This window comes from Bacillus sp. PPSBB_2 (assembly GCF_045291115.1).
Taxonomy (GTDB): Bacteria; Bacillota; Bacilli; order Bacillales; family Bacillaceae_G; genus Bacillus_A; species Bacillus_A cereus.
Map to the genome: position 1 here is coordinate 4,573,707 of NZ_CP147983.1, position 19,838 is coordinate 4,593,544.

Below are 19,838 nucleotides of genomic sequence, written 5' to 3' on the forward strand. Positions count from 1 at the left end.
TTACTTACGGTTATAAAAGCTTTTCTTTATTTATGAGCTAAGCGAGTAGCTATTTTTTCACCAAGACGAAGCTCTTGTCCACTCTTTAATTCCTGCACTACTTCTATCATATCTTTTTCAAACAATAACACAACTGTTGAACCAAATGTAAAGTATGCCATTTCTTCACCTTTTTGAACAGTGTCTCTCTCATGCAAAAGCTCAATACTATTAACAAACATGGCCCCTACTTTTACAAGAGCCATATGCTCGCCATCACTGCTTACTTCTGTAACAGAACGATAATTTTTTGACAGTGGTTCTTTCCCGTATTCCATACCAGCTGCATTTACCGGATATGATTTTCTACCGAGTACAAATCTTTCAGTCACAGAACCAGAAAGCGGACTATGAATGCGATGATAATGACTTGGACTCAAATAAATTACCATATATGTACCGCCTGCATATCGCGTTGCACGTTCTTCATTACCTAGCATATCCACAATTGAATAGCGCTTTCCTTTAATATCAAATGTTTTTGTATCCTCAATAGGACCATGATCTGCAAAAACACCATCAACAGGACTAACGATACTCGATGCATCTGTATCAATACTACGCTTTCCTTCTTTTAGCTTACGCGTAAATAATTCATGCAATGTTCTATATTCCTTCAAACCCTTTTCCATCTCATCTTGATTAATTTGAAAAACTTTCGCATACGATGGAATAATGATAGAGCTCAAACGAGATTGTGCAAATTTACGTAATATATAAGAAGTAAAGCGACCATTTGTAAGTTCTATCATAAGTCGATATAATGTACGTCGCAAATTGCGAAACCCCCTAATCAGTCTATAACTTTAGTTTTCCCTTCTTTTCTTTCTATATCATATGTAAAATTGGTTCTTATTCCCACATATCATATAAAGCAGCCTTATTATATATACAGAAAACTAAGTATGGTATTATTCTTAAATTATTTAGCACCTTCTAATATTACAGATAGAATCCGTCATTTTCAACAGTGAACATGTATTTCTTCTTAGCATAACGCGTTTTCTTTTCTTATTTACAATAAGAAAAGCAGCCCATTTTAAATATGGCTGCTTCTAATACACTTTACTCTTTCGCTTTTTTCTCTTTCTCTGCCCTGACAAACTCGTGGAACATTTTCATTAAAGCACGCTTTTCAATCCGTGATACGTAGCTTCTAGAAATACCAAGCGCCTTAGCGATTTCCCGCTGTGTTTTCTCCTTATCTAGCCCAAGTCCAAAACGTTTCACAATCACTTCTTTTTCTCTTTCGTCTAAAATATCGATATACTCTTTAATTTTTTCTAACTCCATACTAAGCTGAATCATATCAATTACATCTTCAGACTCTGATTTTAATATATCAATAAGCGATATTTCATTGCCCTCTTTATCTTGCCCGATCGGATCATGAAGTGAAACATCTTTTTTCGTTTTCTTTAGTACACGTAAATGCATCAAAATTTCATTTTCAATACAGCGTGCTGCATACGTCGCAAGCTTCGTTCCCTTTCCTGCAGAATAGCTCTCGATCGCTTTAATGAGCCCAATCGTACCAATTGAAATTAAATCTTCTGCATCTTCTCCTGTGTTCTCAAATTTTTTAACGATATGAGCTACAAGCCGTAAATTATGTTCAATTAAAAGATTTCTCGCTTGAGCATCACCTTGCTCCATTAACTCTAAGTACTTTCTCTCATCATCTGATGATAACGGCTGCGGGAACGCATTATTCTTCACATAAGAAACAAAGACAAACACTTCTCGAACCATATATCCAATTGCGGCGAATAGACTCAAACCTTTCACCTCCGCCAAAATAGTGGTCTTTATTATGTGTATGTGGGCGTGAGGTTGTTTGTGTCTGTACAGTTTATTTATAAAACTCAACACTTCCAACATTTAAAATATTTTATTGTTATATTATAATTATATAAAATTGTTATTTATATATGAATATGCTATTAAAGTCTAGTGGTAATAAGTCAAGAGTAAAACAAGACTGATTTTTTCTAGGTGCGATTTTTTCAGCATACGGAAATAGACCCGACCAAAAATGAAATTTTTTCGGGCCGTTTCCAAGATTGCGTCAATAACAAAGTGTTATTTTTCTATCACGCTCCTTGGTGGCGTGTAGAGTTGATGGTTACGTAGTAGCGTATCCACCAGACGCACAAATTTTCTTGCGGTTAAGACGATGGCTCTTTTGTGTTGATGTTTGGGTGTTTCTTTGTATTTCTTTTGATAAAATGCTTGATATTCAGGCAAATATCTTCTTACTGAATTGGCAGCCTCAACTAAGTAATAGCGAAGATAACGATTGCCTTGTTTGGTTAAGGGCGTATTTTCAGACTGATAATTTCCAGATTGCTTGATTTTCCAGCTTAATCCGGCATATTTAGCTAGTTTCGTTTGGTCTTCAAATCGTTGGATTTGTCCGATCTCAGCTAGTAATCCAGCAGCATACACTTTTCCAACACCAGGAATACTCGTCAAGCATTGGTATTCTGGTAGGACCATTACGAGCTGTTCAATTGCCTTATCAAGGTCTTTGATACTGGCTTCGAGTGCACGAATTTCGCGAGCAAGAATACTCAGGATAATATTGATGGATTCTTGAGCGACTTCTCCTAAACGATAAGACATAGTAATGGCTCGTTGAATCGTTTTCGCTAATCCTTCTGGATTTTTAAACCGGCCGTTACCTTTTTCTTGAAGCAAAGAGGCGAAATCTGTTAAAGGCATTTGAGCTAATTCTTCTAACCCATAATCTTCTGTCATTAAAGCGATTAAGGTAGCTCCAAATACAGAAGAAGGAGTTTCGCTATTCTTTAACTCACGCGTGAGCGTGTTGCATTTGTAAGTTAAATTTTCGAGAAAATGTTGTTTCGTTTCTACAAGTTGTCCAATTAATTGGTAACGTGTGCGAGTTAAACGTTGAAGAGCCATATATTTCTCTTCTTTAATGGGAGACGTAGTGAATCTTTGGATTCTTAAAAAGTCAGCGATTCGCATCGCATCATTTTTATCTGTTTTATCTTCATCAAATATTCGACTGAATTGCTTGATGCGAAAAGGATTTTCGATGGTAACGACGGTATTTATACGCTTTAATTCTCGATCCTCATTAAAAAATGTAGCAGGATGAAAGCTGTACATAGAAGTTGACTCCATGCCTATGACGATTTGAGAAAACGAGTACACATTTTGAAATTCTAAAATTTTTTGTTTAATTTGATGAGCGCCTTTCACGTCATTTCCGAGACTCGCTTCAAGAAGAATTGTCAATTGGTTATCGTCTGATAAAAAGCACACATCTAGTTTCTCAGAGCTGACATCTAATCCGACAAATAAGTTCATTTGGAAGGACCTCCTTTCATTGGTTATTTGGAATATGCTTCGATACTATGGGATTTCCCAGAAGCTCATTGCGTAACCACAACCTCGCCTACGAGAATACAATGACAACTTTTGGGGGCTACCTTTTGAACTACTATCCAAAAGCCCAATCAGTTATCGAAACAGCTAGTGTGTTGGTAGTGATAGCAATGGCTCGGGTAACAGACTTTTTATCGTAGACAGAGCTACAGGGGAAATGAGCAAATTCCCGATGGATCCTTTCCATACATCCATTGTATCTGGGAAATTCAATAATATCGAAACAAATTCCGTAAGGAATCTTGTTATCTATTTTTTTTAAAATCAGGGTAATTAGAAAGCAGAAATACTGATCTAAACTATATTCTACGAGGGGACATTATTCATGATTACATTAGAACGATTATTAAATGTAACAATTTATTTAGGGGTATTTTTACTTTTCATTTCGTTCATTACTTTTGTTATTAAAAGAGGGCCTGATTTATTATTTTTTCAATTTGGAATTTCTTTATTTTTTGGAGCTCAAATTATAACTGGAATAAAATTTTTTCATAACTATGGTTTCTCGTTTCACTCAAAACTAGAACTACTTATCTTTATTTTCTATGTAATTGGAATTATTACATGTATACTATTGTTCTTTCATTTTCAAAATCTGTATCGAATTTTTTTATTAATTTGTAGTTTTTTATTTTTAACTGGATCCAATTATTACTTTAAAGAAACATTAAATTTTAGTAAAAAAATTCCAAAGCAACATAAAACTTTTTTAAGTACACAAGAAGACTCTTTTCCAAAAGAAGTCCGTAAATTTTCAGAGGATTACAATAATATAATAAGGAATGACTTTTATGAAATACCGATGATTCCTACTGAATTACAGATTACAAGCAAAAAAGATTCTTCACATAGTACATCTTTCTTAGTTGAACTTCATAATAGCGAGAATGAAATTACTGATGACTCTGTACAATTAACTCCATCAGACCGTTTTTATGTGCTGTTAAATACACAAAAAACAAAAATATCAAAAATAGTATATGAAGGGCAGAATTTTTTCACATTTACAGTCACACTAAAGGCTCTTAATTTACAGCAAGAACCAGAAATTCATAATATGTTTTTAGAAATAGATAAACGTAGAGCGATGAATCTTCTTAATTTTGAAATTAAAGCCCATACTAAAGAATGGAAAGTAATATTTAAAAGTGATAGTTCTCATTCCAATCTTCCTATCACATTTACTTTTGAAAAGCGAACAGGCAAATTATAAAAATAAAAAGAGTTATTTTCTTTGAAAAATAACTCTTTTTATTTTACTTACTCCAAATCTTTCTCCCCGCTTGGGCATCAATATAACGAATTTCCCGACTACAATCAAAAGGTTCTTTATGTTTTTCATCTGTCGTTTGTTTGTACAGTAGTTTGTATTTCGTTTCCTCTGCATCATGATCTAAAAACCATTCTAATTTAACTCGGATAGCCGCTCTGTATATTTCTAACGCTTTTTCTTTTATTAATTTTGGTGTTGTTTCATATGTAAGTAATTTTTTTATAAAGTTGCTAGACTCCCCCGAGTAGTGCATAACAGCACCATTTTCTGCATTGATGTTGATCATAAATTGGTTATACTCTGCCGGAATATCATTTATATATACAGAAAAGATAAATCTTTCAATCCCATCTTCTGCTTCTTCACGTTCCTCCCAAAGACGCAGATATTGTTTGATATCTGGAATAACTCGTTCTAAAAATTGAAGTGCTTTTTGTAAACATTCCTCTCTAGACAGTATTTGCTTTACTTCTTTATCATCTGTCAGTTTTATAAAACCAGTTAATTCATTGGTTAATTTATCAATTGTAACGCTAACTAAATTATTATATTTCAACATCGGTAAATGCTTTTTAAAGAATTCATTCATTAAATATGGATTCTTTTCTTCTTTCTGTTTTTGTAATTCCTCTTTCGGAACAAATTTCATCCTTATTTCATCATCATTTTCCGTCTCATCTACTTTTGTAAAACCTTCTTTATTCCAGTCAAATAATTCGAATATGTCACCTCGTTCGTTACCTTTTCTCGATTTTCCAACAGCTACAGCCGAAGGCAATTTATAATGATCTGGCTCATATAAATCTTTACCTGTACTTGCATCAATAAACGCATGACTAGGCTCTGGTTCATATACAAGATGGTACCCTTTTACTTCTTCCCCGCTTTCATACTCACATGAAGAGTATGTTAAATCTATAAATACAAGTCTCATATCTTGTCTAGCTTTCAAATTTTCTAAAACGATATTCTCCTCAACAATTTCACTTGGCCATAACGGTTTTTTCTCTATAGCTTTTTCTCTATAGCTTTTTGTCCATTGTAATGAAATTGCACAACATTACCTGAAGGGTTCACTCGCACAACGCACCCTGTATTCGGCAATGGATAGCTATTCACTTCTTGCATATAATTTACTTCTTTCCAACCACGCCTGTCGTCCTTAACCGTTACATATGTATAGAATTCATATCCTTCTTTTGTATATTTTTTCAAGAACGCATTTGCAATCTCCCTTGCCTTCTTCTCCTCTATCGCTTCCTTACCACTTGAAAAAGAATTTTCATCATCTATCCTAAACTCAATTAAATTACCAGTATGTCTATTCAATGTAATTTGTATCGTTCTCTCCTGATCCTCTTTATGCTCCCACCATAATAGATGATACGGGTCATCAACCCCTTCTTGATCATCTACAACAAGACTATATTCATCTGGAATGTTAATAATATGAGCCACTCGCTCTTTTCTTTCTTTATCTTTTTGATTCATCATACCGCTCCCTTTATTACATTTTAAGGTAATTATAACAAACAAAACCAAAGAACTATAAAAAAAAGACTAGAGATATCTCTAGTCTTTTACTTCGTCTCACGATGTAACGTTACTCGCTTTAATCGTGGACAATATTTTTTTAGTTCGATGCGTTCTGGATTGTTTCGTTTATTTTTTTTAGAAATGTAATTACGATCGCCACACTCCGTACAAGCTAATGTAATATTTACACGCATATTTAATTCTCCTTTCTTTCAAAGATTGCAACTAAAACGTAATGATTACGATTTATATATTATAAAACTTCATTCTATTTGTCAATTGCAAAAACAAGAAGATTCCATTTAGAATCCCCTTGTTTTTTATAGTTAAATAAATTTTGTCCCGCATTAACGGCCAATAAGACCCCTACTGATTTAAAGTTTCACTTTATTAAAACGATTCGTATGTAACAAACTCACTAATCGGCTTTCGATATCCTCGTGGACGAGTTTTAGTCGTATCACTTTTTCCTATCGTAATCATTAAAACAGGTACTATATGCTCCGGCATATTTAATTCACTTTGTACTGCTTTTTCATCGAAACCAATCATTGGACATGTATCATAGCCATAATATTTAGCTGCGTACATAAAAGTCATCGCGCTTAACGAAGCATTTCTAATCGCTTCATCCTCCATGAAACGCTCTCCTTTTCCTTCATATAAACCTTTCGTTTTCCTAATTGTATCTTCATATTCACATTCATCAATCATCTTTAAAACTTTCATGCCGAAGTAAATATTTTCAACATTTTGGTATGCTTTTTTATCACCACAAACGAACACTACCGCTGATGCACTCGATACTTTATATTGACCGAAAGCTAATTCTTTTAATCTTTCTTTTCGCTCTTGATCACGAATTACAACATAATGTGTGTGCTGCAAATTATAGCAAGATGGAGAAAGCTTAGTTAACTCAAATATTTTTTTAAAATCCTCATCAGGGATTTCTATACCTTGTATAAATTTCATTGCAGAACGTCTAGCAATTGCTAATTCTTCAAAGTTCACCATATATCCTCCTCAATAACCATAAATTTAAATATACATTAATTTATACAAATAGATAAATCAAATAAAAACACTTTAAATCCGAATAATAATTATGATTAACAGCAAAAAAGACAAAAAGCTGAAACAATTAGTTCATACGAAATTCACACGAATCTATTACTATAGAAACTGTACATAGTGAACTTATTAACAATCACGTTTATTAATATAAAATCTTACTCGAAAGGAGTTGAAAGTATGAAAACTAAATATCGCTTTATGATCTCATCATTTGCTGCTTGCGCTTATATGATTTGGTATTTAGTATAATAACGACCTCACTTGCAAATAGGAAAAGGTGTGTATATAAATGGAATATAATCAATCAACAGTTAACTACTGGAAAGCTTTTGTATTACCATATACATTTGCTTTAGAAGAGTTAAAAACTAAATTTGAAATTATGAACCGGGAAGCTCAATTTCTAGAGGATTACAACCCGTTTGAACATATAAAAACAAGACTAAAACAACCTGAAAGTATTATTAAAAAACTAGAGCGCAAAAACTTATTACCAACAGTTGAAAATGCTCAAACACATTTACAAGATATTATTGGTATTCGTATTACATGTTGCTTCGTAGAAGATATCTATCATTTGAAAGAAGTCATTCAAAAACGCGAAGATATGGAAGTCATAGAAGTAAAAGATTATATCGCTAACCCAAAACGAAACGGATATAAAAGTTTACACATGATCATTAAATACCCTTTATCACTAAATTCTGGTACAAAAGATGTATTTGCAGAAATTCAGTTACGTACACTGGCAATGGACTTTTGGGCAAGTTTAGAACACAAACTTTATTATAAATATGAAGGGAAAATACCGGAGTATTTAAAAGATGAACTACATGATGCAGCAATGAAAGCTGAAGATCTGGATAATAAAATGGCCACAATTCGTCAAGATATTGATGATATTGAGGCATGTTCAAATCAAATTATGCTACCACTATAAAAAAAGGTTCTCGCCAATGAGAACCTTTTTTCTATCATTTTTGGGAAGTACGACTCCACACTTATTAAAGTTTCACTTTATTTTTTCTCTATCGTTCGAACCTCTTCAATCTTCCATTTATCATCTTCTTTCCCAAGAGCATACTGTACTTTCTTTTGAAGAGTGATACTGTCGTCTACTTCCTTTTCTTTCGTTTCAACAATAACATACCCTACTTTACTAACTTTCATATCTATATGTTCCAATTCAATTTTCTTATTTCCCTTTTGAAATGCGGCTTCTTTTTGTGTTTTTAAGTCTTCAGCACTAGGCATCTTCTTTGAAAATAACTCCATATGTTCTGCAAGATTTTTTTCATTCGTCGTTCGCACAAATGTATGAATAACATCTTGAATAGATCTCTCTTCTTCTTTTGTTATTTGTACCTTTTCCTCAGTTTTTTTAGTAGTAGATTTTTGTTCTACGTTATTCTCTTCTTGTTGACATCCAACTAGTAGTACTACAAACACTAGAAGGAATCTTAATTTCCTAAATAACTTTTTCATATTCCCAACTCCTAAAAAGAAAAGTGAGGCATTTCGCCTCACTTTCGCTCTTAATTAGCGTCTTCCTTTATTCGGATCGCCACCGCCAACAATATCAAAGACACGTTTCGCTATATTTGTATTCTCTTGAACGCCAGAGAACAAGTATTTACCTGGACCAAATGCATATACGTTCACATCTTCCCCTGTATGTCCACCCGTTGTCCAGCCTGTAACCGAGCGCTTATTGAAAATATCTTCAATTGCATTATCAACCTTTGTTACATCTTTTGACGGAGCTATATCATTTACAGCTTGAATTTCTTCTGGAGTTAATTGTAAATCAATATACTTTTTCAATGTTTCTTCTACATTTGCACCTTTTGCAATCTCATTTGCCATAAAGTCTGGTGTGCGCTTTGCAGCTTTAATTGGTTCTACTTTAAAGTTATACTCGCCATTGGCACCTAAAGATAAGCCACCAGTAGCGTGATCTGCCGTTGCAACAACTAACGTATTTTTATCTTTTTTCGCAAACTCAATCGCTGCTTTGAAAGCTTTTTCGAAGTCTTCCATTTCACTCATTGCACCAACAATATCATTATCATGTCCAGCCCAGTCGATTTGACTTCCTTCCACCATTAAGAAGAAACCATTTTTATTTTTGTTCAAACGCTCAATTGCTGCATTAGTCATTTCTTCTAATGAAGGTGTTTTCTCATTACGGTCAATCATTTTATCTAATCCACCTGGTGCAAATAAACCAAGAATTTGGTCATTTTTATCATTTAACAATTGATCTCGATCCGTTACATAGCTATAACCAGATTTCTTAAACTCTTCTGTAAGATTACGATCTTTTCTAACAAAGTTCTTTACGCCGCCGCCAAGCATAACATCTACTTTATGCTTCCCTTTAATTTTCTCATCAAAATAATCATTTGCAATTGCGTCCATATTTTTACGGCTAATGTCATGCGCACCGAAAGCAGCTGGTGTTGCATGTGTAATTTCAGAAGTTGCAACGAGTCCCGTTGATTTCCCTTTTTCTTTCGCTTGCTCAAGAACTGTTTTCACTTCCGCTTTATCATTATCAACTGCAATTGCAGCATTATATGTTTTAATCCCTGCTGACATAGCTGTTGCTGCCGATGCAGAGTCTGTAATATTTTCATGTTCATCTTCTGGGTATGTTTTTTGTGTTCCTACAAGATGCTTATCAAATTCTGTAGATTCCATTTCAAAGGTTTTTGGATTATCTTTCATATAACGGTGAGCCGTCATATATGAAGGACCCATACCATCCCCAATTAATACGATAACATTTTTAATCTTTGCATTGCTTCCGTTCTCATCTGCATTAACCTCACTAGAACGAGTAAAATTCCATGTTGCTACCGAAGTAACTGCTAATGATGCCACAACTGCAAATGGCCATGCTTTTTTCACAAACTTTTTCACTGTCTTGTCCCCCTAATTAGGTTATTCATTTCCCACTATCAAATTTAACGGAAGACTATTAAGAGAAAATTAGCTGTATGTAATTTTTTTGTTAACTTATGTAAATATCAGTTATAATTTGTATAACTTTGTCTTTTTGTATCAATCATCCCGCCCTTTACAATTTAAATATAAACAAGTTGGATTTCATTTAACGTAAATCTCTTTTTTACATTTTGACTCTATTTTTATGAAAATAAATAGAAATGCGGTGAGCCTTTATGAAAATAGTAAAGCTAAATGAGTCTTTTATTTTTGAATTACTTAATCTTTGCAAATCTGTTGGATGGTTACACGATGAAATTTTTATGAAAAAACAATTCGAAATGTATCTTTCTATCGGCACACTTGTAGGTTACATTCATGAGAACAAACTCATTGCGACTGGAGGAGTATTTCCCTTTACAAGTAACTTCGCTTCCATTGGTATGTTAATCGTTCACCCTAATTTTCAAGGACGCGGAATAGGGCGCATGTTGCTAAATCATTGCTTGGAACAAATTCATCCAAAACAACCCATTGCACTTATTGCGACAAAAGCTGGCGAACCTCTATACACATCATGCGGATTTCAAACAGCAACAACGATTCATCGTTTTGAAAAGCAAACTATTAAGACGTACCCTTCTCACTTACAACAAGTACAAGAAGAAGACCTTATATCTCTTACTTCTCTGGATCAAATTGCAACTGGTATGAATCGTTCTCTACTTTACTCTTTGCTATTACCAAGGGCTGTACACTCTTTTAAAATTGAAAGAAATAACTGTATAGAAGCTTTTTCATTATGCATACAAAAGGGCAATATATTATGTATCAATCCACTTATCGCCAAGCAAGCAGAAGATGCTATTCAATTATTAAAAAAGATATGTGAATGTTGGAATGGTATAGTACGAATTGATGTCCCACACTCACAATTTACATTTCGTAAATTTCTTCAAACAGAAAATTTCCAAGAAACGCTCCTTTCACCTCTTATGATAAAAAATGGTAGCCGACTTCCTGGAAATCGTAATATGCTATTTGCTATGATAGATACAGCGTTATGTTAGAAAGGAGACACCTAATTGAAGCGATTTAGCTATTTTATGGTAGGTTGTCTTACTCTTACACTATTAGTAGGATGTAGTGCAGCAGAAAAGCCAGTAGAACAAGTAAAACAAGTTAAAAATACAATTACAGCGAAACTAGCTACCGAGGAAAAAATGGTAGAAATAGATGGTCAAACCATTTACTTTAAAAAGATTGGTAATGAAAAACCACCTTTACTTATGATTCATGGCTTTGGAGGGTCATCAGATGGTTTTCAAAAGATTTACCCCGATTTAGCAAAAGATCATACAATTATTTCTGTAGATGCTTTAGGATTCGGGCGCTCATCTAAGCCAATGGATTTTTATTATTCTTTTCCAACTCATGCAAATTTGTATTATAAATTAATGAAAAAACTAGGGTATGATTCATTCGCAATACTGGGGCATTCCATGGGGGGAGAAATTTCTCTAAATTTAACATATTTATATCCTGAAGCAGTTACTCACCTTATTTTAACTGATGCTACAGGTGGCCCTCATACATTCGTTACTAAACAAGGCTCACCAAAACCACAATTGTCGACTGATTTAAATGCAGTTTCTTCTATTACAGATTATGATGAAAGCAAAGTGAAATTCAAACGTAATGATGAAGAGCATTATAATAAAATGAAATTATGGCCTAGACGTCTTAAAATTAATGCAAATGAAATAAAACAGCCAACTTTAATTATATGGGGCAGAAATGATAGTAGCGTTTCCTGGAAAGAAGGAGAAACGTATCATCAATTCTTAAAAAATAGCACTTTACATATTATTGAAAAAGGTTATCATGCACCATTTCGCCAAGAACCACAAGAATTTGTCGGGTATGTAAAAGATTTCTTTAAGAACAATCCGATCAAAGTTGAAAAATAACATAAACGGGTATCTCATTTTGAGATACCCGTTTTCATATATTAAGCAGCTTGCTTTTGGCGTTTTTGAGTTTTTGATCCTAATACTTTCGGGATAACAAAGCCATCCATTCCAAATTTCCCAGCGTTCATACCGGAAACAAGAACAAACATAGATAAGATAACCATCTCAGGGTTCACACCAATTGACCCACTAAACATATAGGAAAAGTTCATTACAAGACCAAAAAAGACCGCTGTTTTTGTTAAACAGCCTACAATTAAACCAATTCCGACTAAAATTTCCCCCCATGTTACAAGTGTATTAAACAAATCTACATTTGGAATTGCAAATTCTTGTAAGAATGATGCCCACCAAGATTGAACAGCCGGTTGTGCACCTTTAGATTTTTCAATTGCACCTTGCAAATAACCTGTTGCATCGAATCCTTTTCCTTGTAGTTTACCGATTCCAGCCATTAACCATGTGTAACCAAGATATACTCGAATTACTGCTAATACAAAAGAAACTGCTTTGTTTTCTCTTAAAAATTGAATAACCATATCTTCCTCCTAAAGTTGTAATTAAGTTAGTTACAGATAATACAATAACATTAGTTACTTATTTTTAAAACGTTAATTATGAATAATTTATGACATGCGTATGAAACATTCAAAACTAACGTTTATATAGTAACTTTTATTACCTGTAAAAACTTGAACATATCATACCACAGGTGATAATCATTTTCATTGAAAAAAATGTAAAAAAATTGTGAGTTAAATGTGAAACACGTTTATTCGAATATAGAATAAACGTGTTTCACACTAATTATAGAATCGAAATGTATGTGTCTCCTCATCAATTAAACTCGCTTCTTGAAACGCTTCTTCTAACGTTTTCCCATGGTTAATAACCCCATAAAATAAGCGTATAGTAAACATAAGTGCTGCATTTCCATCTACATAATCAATCGATCCAATATATGATTTCGCACCACTATGTAAAAAAGATTTTGCTAGATTTTTCTCCCCTAACGTGCACCCGCTATTTACAATATGTGTATTATGCAATTTTGCATATTCATAAATTTCTTCTGCACCAAAATACCCTCTCGGTTCATCTTGTTCATATACTTCTTCGCCTAACTCTTCCATGACAAACTTCCCTTCTTCACCATGAAAGCAAAAAATAATATAATTAACATCGTTAAATAAGTTCTTTCCAGAAAGAACTCCCACAAAATCTTTCGGTCTACCAATCCAATATGTCACAACCCTTGCACCAAAATATTCAAGAGATGCTCGGATTGATTGCGCCTCTAAATCCGAATTAAAACCAACTACTAATGCAATATTCAACATACAATCCCCATCCTATAATCAGCCCTTGTCAATCAGAATTTTCTGGGATAAATCCATTTCATATATACCCGTTTCTTTCAAAAAATCTGATCTAGTTAAAACGACTTTCTGTAAATATTGCCTATATGCTGTAATTGTTCCATCGTGGGATACAATGCAAATTCTTTCAACACTCAGTTCATAACACCAAAGAAGAAATTCATCTACTATTTGCTGAAAACTATTCTCTGAAATAGTGTTTATACCTTCCTTCCATAACTGATTATTTGAGCTTTTCTCTATCGAAAAATGCGGAAATAACTTTGTTATCATTCCCTGATCTACTATATAATCGCACGGTAATGTTCTCGCTTCTTCTCGATAAGGAAAAATACGCGGAGATACATATGGATGAACGATTTTTTGACAAGCAACTTTCGCACTCCATATTGTCGCCGTTTGCAAAGTTCTAAGTGTAGGACTAGCAATTAATATATCCGTCTCTTGTAATGGCACATTGCATTGAAGTAATTTAGCCTGATTCCTTCCTTCATCCGTCAATGGCGGATGAAGCACTTTTAAACTTGATGGCAAATCCCTTGTATGTTCTCCTTCCCCGTGCCGAACAAAGACGATTTTCATCCCCTTCCTCCTCTCATTATGAAATCCTCTTACATATTTCTTCCCTATCTCATACTTTATTCCTGCTATATGAAAACCAATATGTAAAAAACTTTTTACACAGAAAGGAGAATTACATATATGAAATGGATAATTTTCTTTATTGGAATGATTGTATGGGGATATATAAACGGCTTCTTTAGTAGTGATAAAACTGCTAATCCTTGGATTACAGATGATGAACGTGAAACAAAAATTAAGCAAAAAGCAATTACGGCAAGCTGGTCCGGTGTTTTTATGTTTTGTACCATTAGCCTCTTAAATAAATGGTTAGGTTTAAGCACAAACGATAAATCACCGTACTTACCAGACACTATCGCAGCTATTTTAAAAGAAAATGTAGAGTTACAAGTTTTACTCATGCTATTTGTTATGTATGGAATATTTTACTTACATTATCGAAGAAAATTAAGTGCCTAACTTCTAACTCATGATTATCCTCCTAAATGGTTATAGTAATCATGACAAAATGAAAGGAGAGATATAAACATGAGTAACTCGAATGAATTTTTAGATACACTACATGAAAAACAAGCAAAAGATGAACAAAATAGAAAGCGCCAAGGGAACGGAAACCCAGCGAAAAAAAAGCCAAATAAAACACATAAATAACAATTAAAACTGCCTAAAATGATCTTTTAGGCAGTTTTTTTATTCTTCTTTCACCGAGATAACATTTCCCCAATTCCATTTCTCATAATACCACGCTGGTACATCTATATTTTCAATCCACTTCTTTTCCTGCTTCCGATCTTTATGAGCAAGCCATACATCCGCTTTCTTACGGTCTGAACGTATCCAAATTAATTGATTACTCTTCTTCATGAAGATCGGGTGGTAATCCCCTTGCTTGTTCGTTTTCTTTGTGATTTGATGCTGTGCATTACTTGTACTATCGACCTCATATAAAGATGGTAGTGGCCTTTTTTCTGGTGGAGTTTCTATCCCTGCCTCTTTTGCTCGTGAAACGATAATTACTCTATCGTTCTTCCATACAAAATCCCAATCAACATATCCTTTCGGCGTAAATATGTTCTGCTGAAGTGCTGGCAATTCCTTTACTTTTAAATGTTTATTTTCTAATGCAACTCTTCCGCTCCCTTCAATATAAGCTAATATATTTTTTGATGGTGCCCATTGAAACCATTGTGCGTTTAATAACATTTGATCTACTTTTTCAAACCGACTGCCGTCTGCACGAACTAAGCAAAGCGTATTACTATCAGCTGACCATGAAGCTGTCGGTACTGCTAAAAATGAAATCCACTTTTGATCTGGTGACCACTTAAAGCCACTTGCTACTAGCGCTAGGAAATCATCGTGTTCATTTGGCAATGCATACAAATGCTTCATTTTGTGAGGATTCATATGTGCATCTTTTTGCACTTCATATAGCTGAGCCCCTGTCCATCCTGTTGGAAGTAAGTGCGCTTCAGAGGATACAAGAAAGTTCTTTCCATCGGGGTACCATGCATAATCCCCTACACCAGCCGATACATTTTCAAAATCTGCATTCTTTTTTTCTACATCAAATGTATTTAATGTACCTGTAAATATAAATGCAATTATATTTTCTGTTGGTGACCATTGATAATTCGATGCTTCTGAGTGAAACGGCGTAACTTTCTTTCCATCTTTCAGCCGATATAACTCAAGAATACTTTGTTTCTTCCCTTTTACATACGCTAGCCATTCCCCATCATATGACCACTTCGGCCCTGTTATGTACTCTCCTTTTGTAATCTGTATTTCTTTCCCATCAACTTTAATCCAAAGATTATGATGACGAATAAAAGCAACTTTCACACTATTATTTTCTGCACTAGTAATAGTGATAGAACATAAAAACATAAACAACACTACACTACTACTTACTATTAGCCTTTTCATACCATCACTCCATTTCCCTCATAGCATTCCTCACTTTATCCCTACAATATGTGAAAAATATCGATTCGACATAATCAGAAAAAATTTCCCAAGAAATTTTCAATCCATAGAGGATTGGTATGAATTATGTCGAAAGTATAGTTTAGCCAACATTTATATGTATAATTTCTAACTAAAATGCAAGATTTTATTTCTGAATATTGGCACTTTTATTAGGGGGAGTATCAATGAAAAAAACTACATCTACACTATTAAGCATGGCGCTTGTCTTTTCTAGTTTTGGAGCTTTAAGTGCTCATGCTGAATCACTACAAAAGGAGAAGCAATTTAGTCCACAATTAAAAACAACGATTGAACAGTGGGGAGAACATAAAATCGCTCAAAATGTTGAAACGAAAACAACAAAAGAAATATCAGTAATTGTAGAATTACAACATGCACCTCTCGCTGCTCAAAGTAATATTCAGCATGCTCCAGATTTACAAAATAGTAATGCACAGTCTTATCATGCTGAGCTCAAAAAAGCACAAGAAGATACGACTAAGAAAATAAAAGAAAAAGCACCTGGTGCAAAAATTAAAGAAGTGTATAATACGTTATTTTCCGGATTCTCTATTTCAATTCCTGGAGATCAAATTACCTCTCTTGCCTCTTTACCTGAAGTAAAAGCAGTCTATCCGAACTTAACATATAAATTACATGAAACATCAAAAAGTGCTATTAACGAAGAAGCACCAAATATCGGTGGACCGACAATTGGTGCACCTGAAGCGTGGAATTTAAAAGATCCATTTGGCAAACCGCTTGATGGAAAAGGCATGAAAATAGCCATTATCGACTCTGGCGTAGACTATACACACCCTGACCTAAAGGCAAATTATATCGGTGGATATGACACGGTTGATGAAGATAACGATCCAATGGATGGTAACGTACATGGTACTCATGTAGCTGGAATTATTGCGGGTAACGGAAAAATCAAAGGCGTTGCTCCAAACGCTTCTATTCTAGCATATCGTGTAATGAATGACGGTGGAACTGGTACAACAGATGATATTATCCAAGGAATTGAGCGAGCAATTCAAGATGGTGCGGATGTGTTAAACCTCTCCCTTGGGCAGGATTTAAATGTACCTGATCAGCCTGTAACATTAACGTTAGAACGAGCAGCGAAACTTGGTGTTACTGCTGTCGTTTCAAATGGAAATGACGGACCAAAACCTTGGTCTGTTGATGCTCCCGGTAACGCAAGTAGTGTCATTTCTGTTGGAGCATCTACGGTTTCTATCCCGTTTCCAACATTCCAAGTAACTGGTTCCAGCAAAACATATCAAGGGTTACCATTATCAAAATCCGATTTTCCAATAGAAAATGATTCTCCTCTTGTATATGTTGGTTATGGCAATCCAAGTGATTATGCAAAACAAGATGTGAAAGGGAAATTCGCACTTATTTTACAAGGTACTTCTAGTACATTAGTAAAAGCAGAACAAGCGAAGCAAGCTGGTGCACTTGGTGTGTTATTAATCTCTAGCGAAAAAGAAATTAATATGATGCCGGAATATTTTTCACGTGAACATCTAGCTGTCCCAGTAATGCAATTATCAAATACAAATGGGGAAGAATTAAAAACTTTAATTACAAAACGAAAGAAAAATATAAAAATTGGACAACCAAAGCAAACAGAACTTATCGGTAACTTTAGTTCAAGAGGACCATCACAAGGAAGTTGGCTAATAAAGCCTGATGTTGTTGCACCTGGAGTACAAATTACTAGTACAGTACCGCGAGGCGGCTATGAATCGCATAACGGAACAAGTATGGCTGCTCCGCAAGTAGCTGGAGCGGTTGCCCTCTTGCGTCAAATGCATCCTGATTGGACGACAGAACAATTGAAAGCGGCTCTTGCCAACAATGCCAAAACATTACATGATGTCAATGAAAATACATACCCTGTTATGGCACAAGGATCTGGTTTAATTAACATTCCGAAAGCAGCTCAAACAAATGTATTAGTAAAACCTAACAATGTCAGCTTCGGTCTTATTAAGCCCAATAGCGGAAAAGTAAAACTGACGCAAAATGTTACATTACAAAACCTTTCTAGTAAAAAGAAAAGTTTTTCAACTCGTGTGGAATTACTAGATGCAAACACAAAAACAAAAGTAAAAGCTTCTGTCCCTTCATCGATTAGCATTCAACCGAATAGTAGTACCGAAAAACCATTTACTATCACTGTAGATAGCTCACTACAACAAGGTGTGTATACTGGAAATGTATATGTAAAAGAACAAGGGGCAAAAGAAGAAATTCGAATTCCATTCACATTTAGTATCGATCCTAAAGATTATAAACGTATCGATGGACTTGAAATTATTAATTCTACTTTTAGCCCAAATGGCGACCACGTACTAGATGATAATCTCATCAACTACTATTTAGTTGCGCCTGTGGATGATATCACATTGCATGCAAATTTAGTTACGAAAGAACGTGTAACGTATCAAGGGATTATCCATCAAGCTAAAAATGCAACTCCTGGGTATAAACCTTTCAAATGGAATGGTACAAAAGCAGATGGCACTCCTTTAACTGATGGGCTATATCAAATTGAAGCAGTTGCTTCTAATTCTGGCGGGGAAACAAAGCAAACAGCTGCTGTATTTCTTGATCGAACTGCACCTAAGTTAACACACGAGGTTGACCAAGAAAATCTCGTAATTAGAGGAAAAGTTGATGATATTCTACTAGATTGGATGTCAGAATCTGGTTGGATAGCACCTGGTATTCCAGTGAGAATGCAATATGAAATTAACGGAAATGGTGTATGGGAACAGGCATTCCTGAACCCTTGGGAGAAAAGCTATGACATTTATTTCGATCGCACTCAATTACAAGAAGGAAAAAATACTATTCACATTGTAGCAACTGATGCAGCTGGCAATACCTCTAATTTAACTGTTAATTTAGAAGTGAAATAAAGTAAAATTTTAATCAGTGGAGATTTCGTTCATCCCCACTGATTATTAGCCTTCACCAATCGGGAGTTACGGGCAGTTAATCTCCCATCTCACTTCTTTGCTCCAACCGAATTTTGAGGTAGGAATTTTACTGCTCATTAACACGGGATAAAAAATTTTTGTTGACAATTTTTTTAATATAGTTTTATAATACAAAACATAGTTTAGTTGAACGAATTATATATCGGCTTTGAAGGAATACTAGTAGCGACTTATATCACTGTCTCAGAGAACTGATGGTTGGTGCGAATCAGTACATATACAAGCGTGAATTACAATTCTGGAGCTTCTTTCCCGTAATGCTTTTTATGCATGAAGAGAAAGACGGATCTTTCCGTTATCGTAAAGTGAGTGGTAAACAATTAGTTGTTTACAAATAGGGTGGTACCGCGATTTTTATCGTCCCTATCGGATTTTCCGATAGGGACTTTTTTGCGTCCATCCTCTTACACAATTTCATATATACGCGTTGAAAGAATCGCAGTAGTATCTTATATCCCTGTTACAGAGAGCTAATGGTCGGTGGAAATTAGCACATATATAAGTATGAATTACAATTCTGGAGCTTCTTTTTCGTAGTGCTTTTATGCATGAAGGAAAAGACGGAATTTTTCCGTTATCATTAATTGAGATGTAAGTATATTTTCACTTACAAATAGGG

At 34.5% G+C, this 19,838-nt stretch carries 18 protein-coding genes, 1 pseudogene and 2 other annotated features (1 of these 21 only partly in view); of the genes and pseudogenes, 7 read left to right on the plus strand and 12 right to left on the minus strand.

Going from position 1 to position 19,838, the window contains the following annotated elements:
- Positions 1-26: 26 nt before the first annotated feature.
- The 3 genes from V6946_RS23085 to V6946_RS23095 form a co-directional block, all read right to left on the minus strand.
- The gene (locus V6946_RS23085; protein ID WP_001255000.1) at positions 27-815 is read right to left on the minus strand and encodes a phosphatidylserine decarboxylase; all 789 of its coding nucleotides are present in this window, start codon (positions 813-815) and stop codon (positions 27-29) included.
- A 289-nt stretch (positions 816-1,104) separates the two neighbouring features.
- The gene (gene sigK / locus V6946_RS23090) at positions 1,105-1,818 is read right to left on the minus strand and encodes an RNA polymerase sporulation sigma factor SigK (RefSeq protein ID WP_000051382.1); all 714 of its coding nucleotides are present in this window, start codon (positions 1,816-1,818) and stop codon (positions 1,105-1,107) included.
- 303 nt (positions 1,819-2,121) lie between these two features.
- A complete protein-coding gene (locus tag V6946_RS23095; RefSeq protein WP_256426878.1) occupies positions 2,122-3,378 on the minus strand; it encodes an IS110 family transposase in 1,257 nt (418 codons plus the stop codon).
- Between the two features lie 403 nt (positions 3,379-3,781).
- Here V6946_RS23095 and V6946_RS23100 point away from each other — a divergent pair, with 403 nt between their 5' ends.
- Positions 3,782-4,672 carry a hypothetical protein gene (locus V6946_RS23100; protein ID WP_000631220.1) on the plus strand — a complete coding sequence of 297 codons (891 nt, stop codon included), beginning with the start codon at positions 3,782-3,784 and terminating at the stop codon, positions 4,670-4,672.
- Between the two features lie 43 nt (positions 4,673-4,715).
- On the opposite strand, the pseudogene V6946_RS23105 reads toward V6946_RS23100, so the two are convergent.
- From V6946_RS23105 to V6946_RS23115, 3 genes and pseudogenes are all read right to left on the minus strand, one after another.
- Positions 4,716-6,223: pseudogene (locus V6946_RS23105) on the minus strand (YcdB/YcdC domain-containing protein).
- Positions 6,224-6,312: 89 nt separating this feature from the next.
- The gene (gene rpmG, locus V6946_RS23110; RefSeq protein ID WP_001265617.1) at positions 6,313-6,462 is read right to left on the minus strand and encodes a 50S ribosomal protein L33; all 150 of its coding nucleotides are present in this window, start codon (positions 6,460-6,462) and stop codon (positions 6,313-6,315) included.
- Between the two features lie 196 nt (positions 6,463-6,658).
- Complete coding sequence (locus V6946_RS23115) at positions 6,659-7,285, minus strand: nitroreductase family protein (protein ID WP_000245977.1); 627 nt, start codon at positions 7,283-7,285, stop codon at positions 6,659-6,661.
- Positions 7,286-7,634: 349 nt separating this feature from the next.
- Between V6946_RS23115 and V6946_RS23120 the strand changes: the two genes are divergently transcribed.
- Positions 7,635-8,285, plus strand: a complete 651-nt coding sequence (locus V6946_RS23120) for a GTP pyrophosphokinase family protein (RefSeq protein WP_000456219.1) — start codon at positions 7,635-7,637, stop codon at positions 8,283-8,285.
- Between the two features lie 77 nt (positions 8,286-8,362).
- Here V6946_RS23120 and V6946_RS23125 read toward each other — a convergent pair whose 3' ends face one another.
- The gene (locus V6946_RS23125) at positions 8,363-8,830 is read right to left on the minus strand and encodes a hypothetical protein (RefSeq protein WP_000732795.1); all 468 of its coding nucleotides are present in this window, start codon (positions 8,828-8,830) and stop codon (positions 8,363-8,365) included.
- A gap of 54 nt (positions 8,831-8,884) precedes the next feature.
- Positions 8,885-10,270 (minus strand): alkaline phosphatase, encoded by a 1,386-nt coding sequence (locus tag V6946_RS23130; RefSeq protein WP_006927323.1) that lies wholly within the window; start codon positions 10,268-10,270, stop codon positions 8,885-8,887.
- A gap of 260 nt (positions 10,271-10,530) precedes the next feature.
- On the opposite strand from V6946_RS23130, the gene V6946_RS23135 reads away from it, so the two are divergent.
- Both V6946_RS23135 and V6946_RS23140 read left to right on the plus strand, forming a co-directional pair.
- Positions 10,531-11,364, plus strand: a complete 834-nt coding sequence (locus V6946_RS23135; protein ID WP_000706693.1) for a GNAT family N-acetyltransferase — start codon at positions 10,531-10,533, stop codon at positions 11,362-11,364.
- 15 nt (positions 11,365-11,379) lie between these two features.
- Positions 11,380-12,264 carry an alpha/beta hydrolase gene (locus V6946_RS23140; protein WP_366981373.1) on the plus strand — a complete coding sequence of 295 codons (885 nt, stop codon included), beginning with the start codon at positions 11,380-11,382 and terminating at the stop codon, positions 12,262-12,264.
- Positions 12,265-12,305: 41 nt separating this feature from the next.
- Here V6946_RS23140 and V6946_RS23145 read toward each other — a convergent pair whose 3' ends face one another.
- The 3 genes from V6946_RS23145 to V6946_RS23155 form a co-directional block, all read right to left on the minus strand.
- Entirely contained in the window at positions 12,306-12,806 is a 501-nt protein-coding gene (locus tag V6946_RS23145) for a DoxX family protein (RefSeq protein WP_000236612.1), read from the minus strand.
- Positions 12,807-13,070: 264 nt separating this feature from the next.
- Positions 13,071-13,607: a hypothetical protein gene (locus tag V6946_RS23150; protein WP_000931931.1), complete on the minus strand. Its 537-nt coding sequence runs from the start codon at positions 13,605-13,607 to the stop codon at positions 13,071-13,073.
- Positions 13,608-13,625: 18 nt separating this feature from the next.
- Entirely contained in the window at positions 13,626-14,228 is a 603-nt protein-coding gene (locus tag V6946_RS23155; protein ID WP_000706239.1) for a histidine phosphatase family protein, read from the minus strand.
- 120 nt (positions 14,229-14,348) lie between these two features.
- Between V6946_RS23155 and V6946_RS23160 the strand changes: the two genes are divergently transcribed.
- A complete protein-coding gene (locus V6946_RS23160; RefSeq protein ID WP_006927328.1) occupies positions 14,349-14,687 on the plus strand; it encodes a hypothetical protein in 339 nt (112 codons plus the stop codon).
- A gap of 69 nt (positions 14,688-14,756) precedes the next feature.
- Positions 14,757-14,879: a DUF4023 domain-containing protein gene (locus V6946_RS23165; protein WP_000071866.1), complete on the plus strand. Its 123-nt coding sequence runs from the start codon at positions 14,757-14,759 to the stop codon at positions 14,877-14,879.
- A gap of 39 nt (positions 14,880-14,918) precedes the next feature.
- Here V6946_RS23165 and V6946_RS23170 read toward each other — a convergent pair whose 3' ends face one another.
- On the minus strand, positions 14,919-16,157 hold the full coding sequence (locus tag V6946_RS23170) for an eIF2A-related protein (RefSeq protein WP_000825732.1): 1,239 nt from the start codon (positions 16,155-16,157) through the stop codon (positions 14,919-14,921).
- A 227-nt stretch (positions 16,158-16,384) separates the two neighbouring features.
- Here V6946_RS23170 and V6946_RS23175 point away from each other — a divergent pair, with 227 nt between their 5' ends.
- The gene (locus V6946_RS23175) at positions 16,385-19,138 is read left to right on the plus strand and encodes a S8 family serine peptidase (protein ID WP_000754151.1); all 2,754 of its coding nucleotides are present in this window, start codon (positions 16,385-16,387) and stop codon (positions 19,136-19,138) included.
- A 220-nt stretch (positions 19,139-19,358) separates the two neighbouring features.
- Positions 19,359-19,587, plus strand: a binding site (T-box leader).
- 50 nt (positions 19,588-19,637) lie between these two features.
- Positions 19,638-19,838 (plus strand) — a binding site (T-box leader); it runs 27 nt beyond the window's last position.

Coding starts and splice junctions, on each gene's coding strand:
- rpmG (WP_001265617.1), bottom strand. CDS start 6,462: ATGCGTGTAAATATTACATTAGCTTGTACGGAGTGTGGCGATCGTAAT.
- V6946_RS23125 (WP_000732795.1), bottom strand. CDS start 8,830: ATGAAAAAGTTATTTAGGAAATTAAGATTCCTTCTAGTGTTTGTAGTA.
- V6946_RS23165 (WP_000071866.1), top strand. CDS start 14,757: ATGAGTAACTCGAATGAATTTTTAGATACACTACATGAAAAACAAGCA.
- V6946_RS23155 (WP_000706239.1), bottom strand. CDS start 14,228: ATGAAAATCGTCTTTGTTCGGCACGGGGAAGGAGAACATACAAGGGAT.
- V6946_RS23135 (WP_000706693.1), top strand. CDS start 10,531: ATGAAAATAGTAAAGCTAAATGAGTCTTTTATTTTTGAATTACTTAAT.
- V6946_RS23120 (WP_000456219.1), top strand. CDS start 7,635: ATGGAATATAATCAATCAACAGTTAACTACTGGAAAGCTTTTGTATTA.
- V6946_RS23160 (WP_006927328.1), top strand. CDS start 14,349: ATGAAATGGATAATTTTCTTTATTGGAATGATTGTATGGGGATATATA.
- V6946_RS23150 (WP_000931931.1), bottom strand. CDS start 13,607: ATGTTGAATATTGCATTAGTAGTTGGTTTTAATTCGGATTTAGAGGCG.
- V6946_RS23145 (WP_000236612.1), bottom strand. CDS start 12,806: ATGGTTATTCAATTTTTAAGAGAAAACAAAGCAGTTTCTTTTGTATTA.
- V6946_RS23170 (WP_000825732.1), bottom strand. CDS start 16,157: ATGAAAAGGCTAATAGTAAGTAGTAGTGTAGTGTTGTTTATGTTTTTA.
- V6946_RS23175 (WP_000754151.1), top strand. CDS start 16,385: ATGAAAAAAACTACATCTACACTATTAAGCATGGCGCTTGTCTTTTCT.
- V6946_RS23095 (WP_256426878.1), bottom strand. CDS start 3,378: ATGAACTTATTTGTCGGATTAGATGTCAGCTCTGAGAAACTAGATGTG.
- V6946_RS23100 (WP_000631220.1), top strand. CDS start 3,782: ATGATTACATTAGAACGATTATTAAATGTAACAATTTATTTAGGGGTA.
- V6946_RS23115 (WP_000245977.1), bottom strand. CDS start 7,285: ATGGTGAACTTTGAAGAATTAGCAATTGCTAGACGTTCTGCAATGAAA.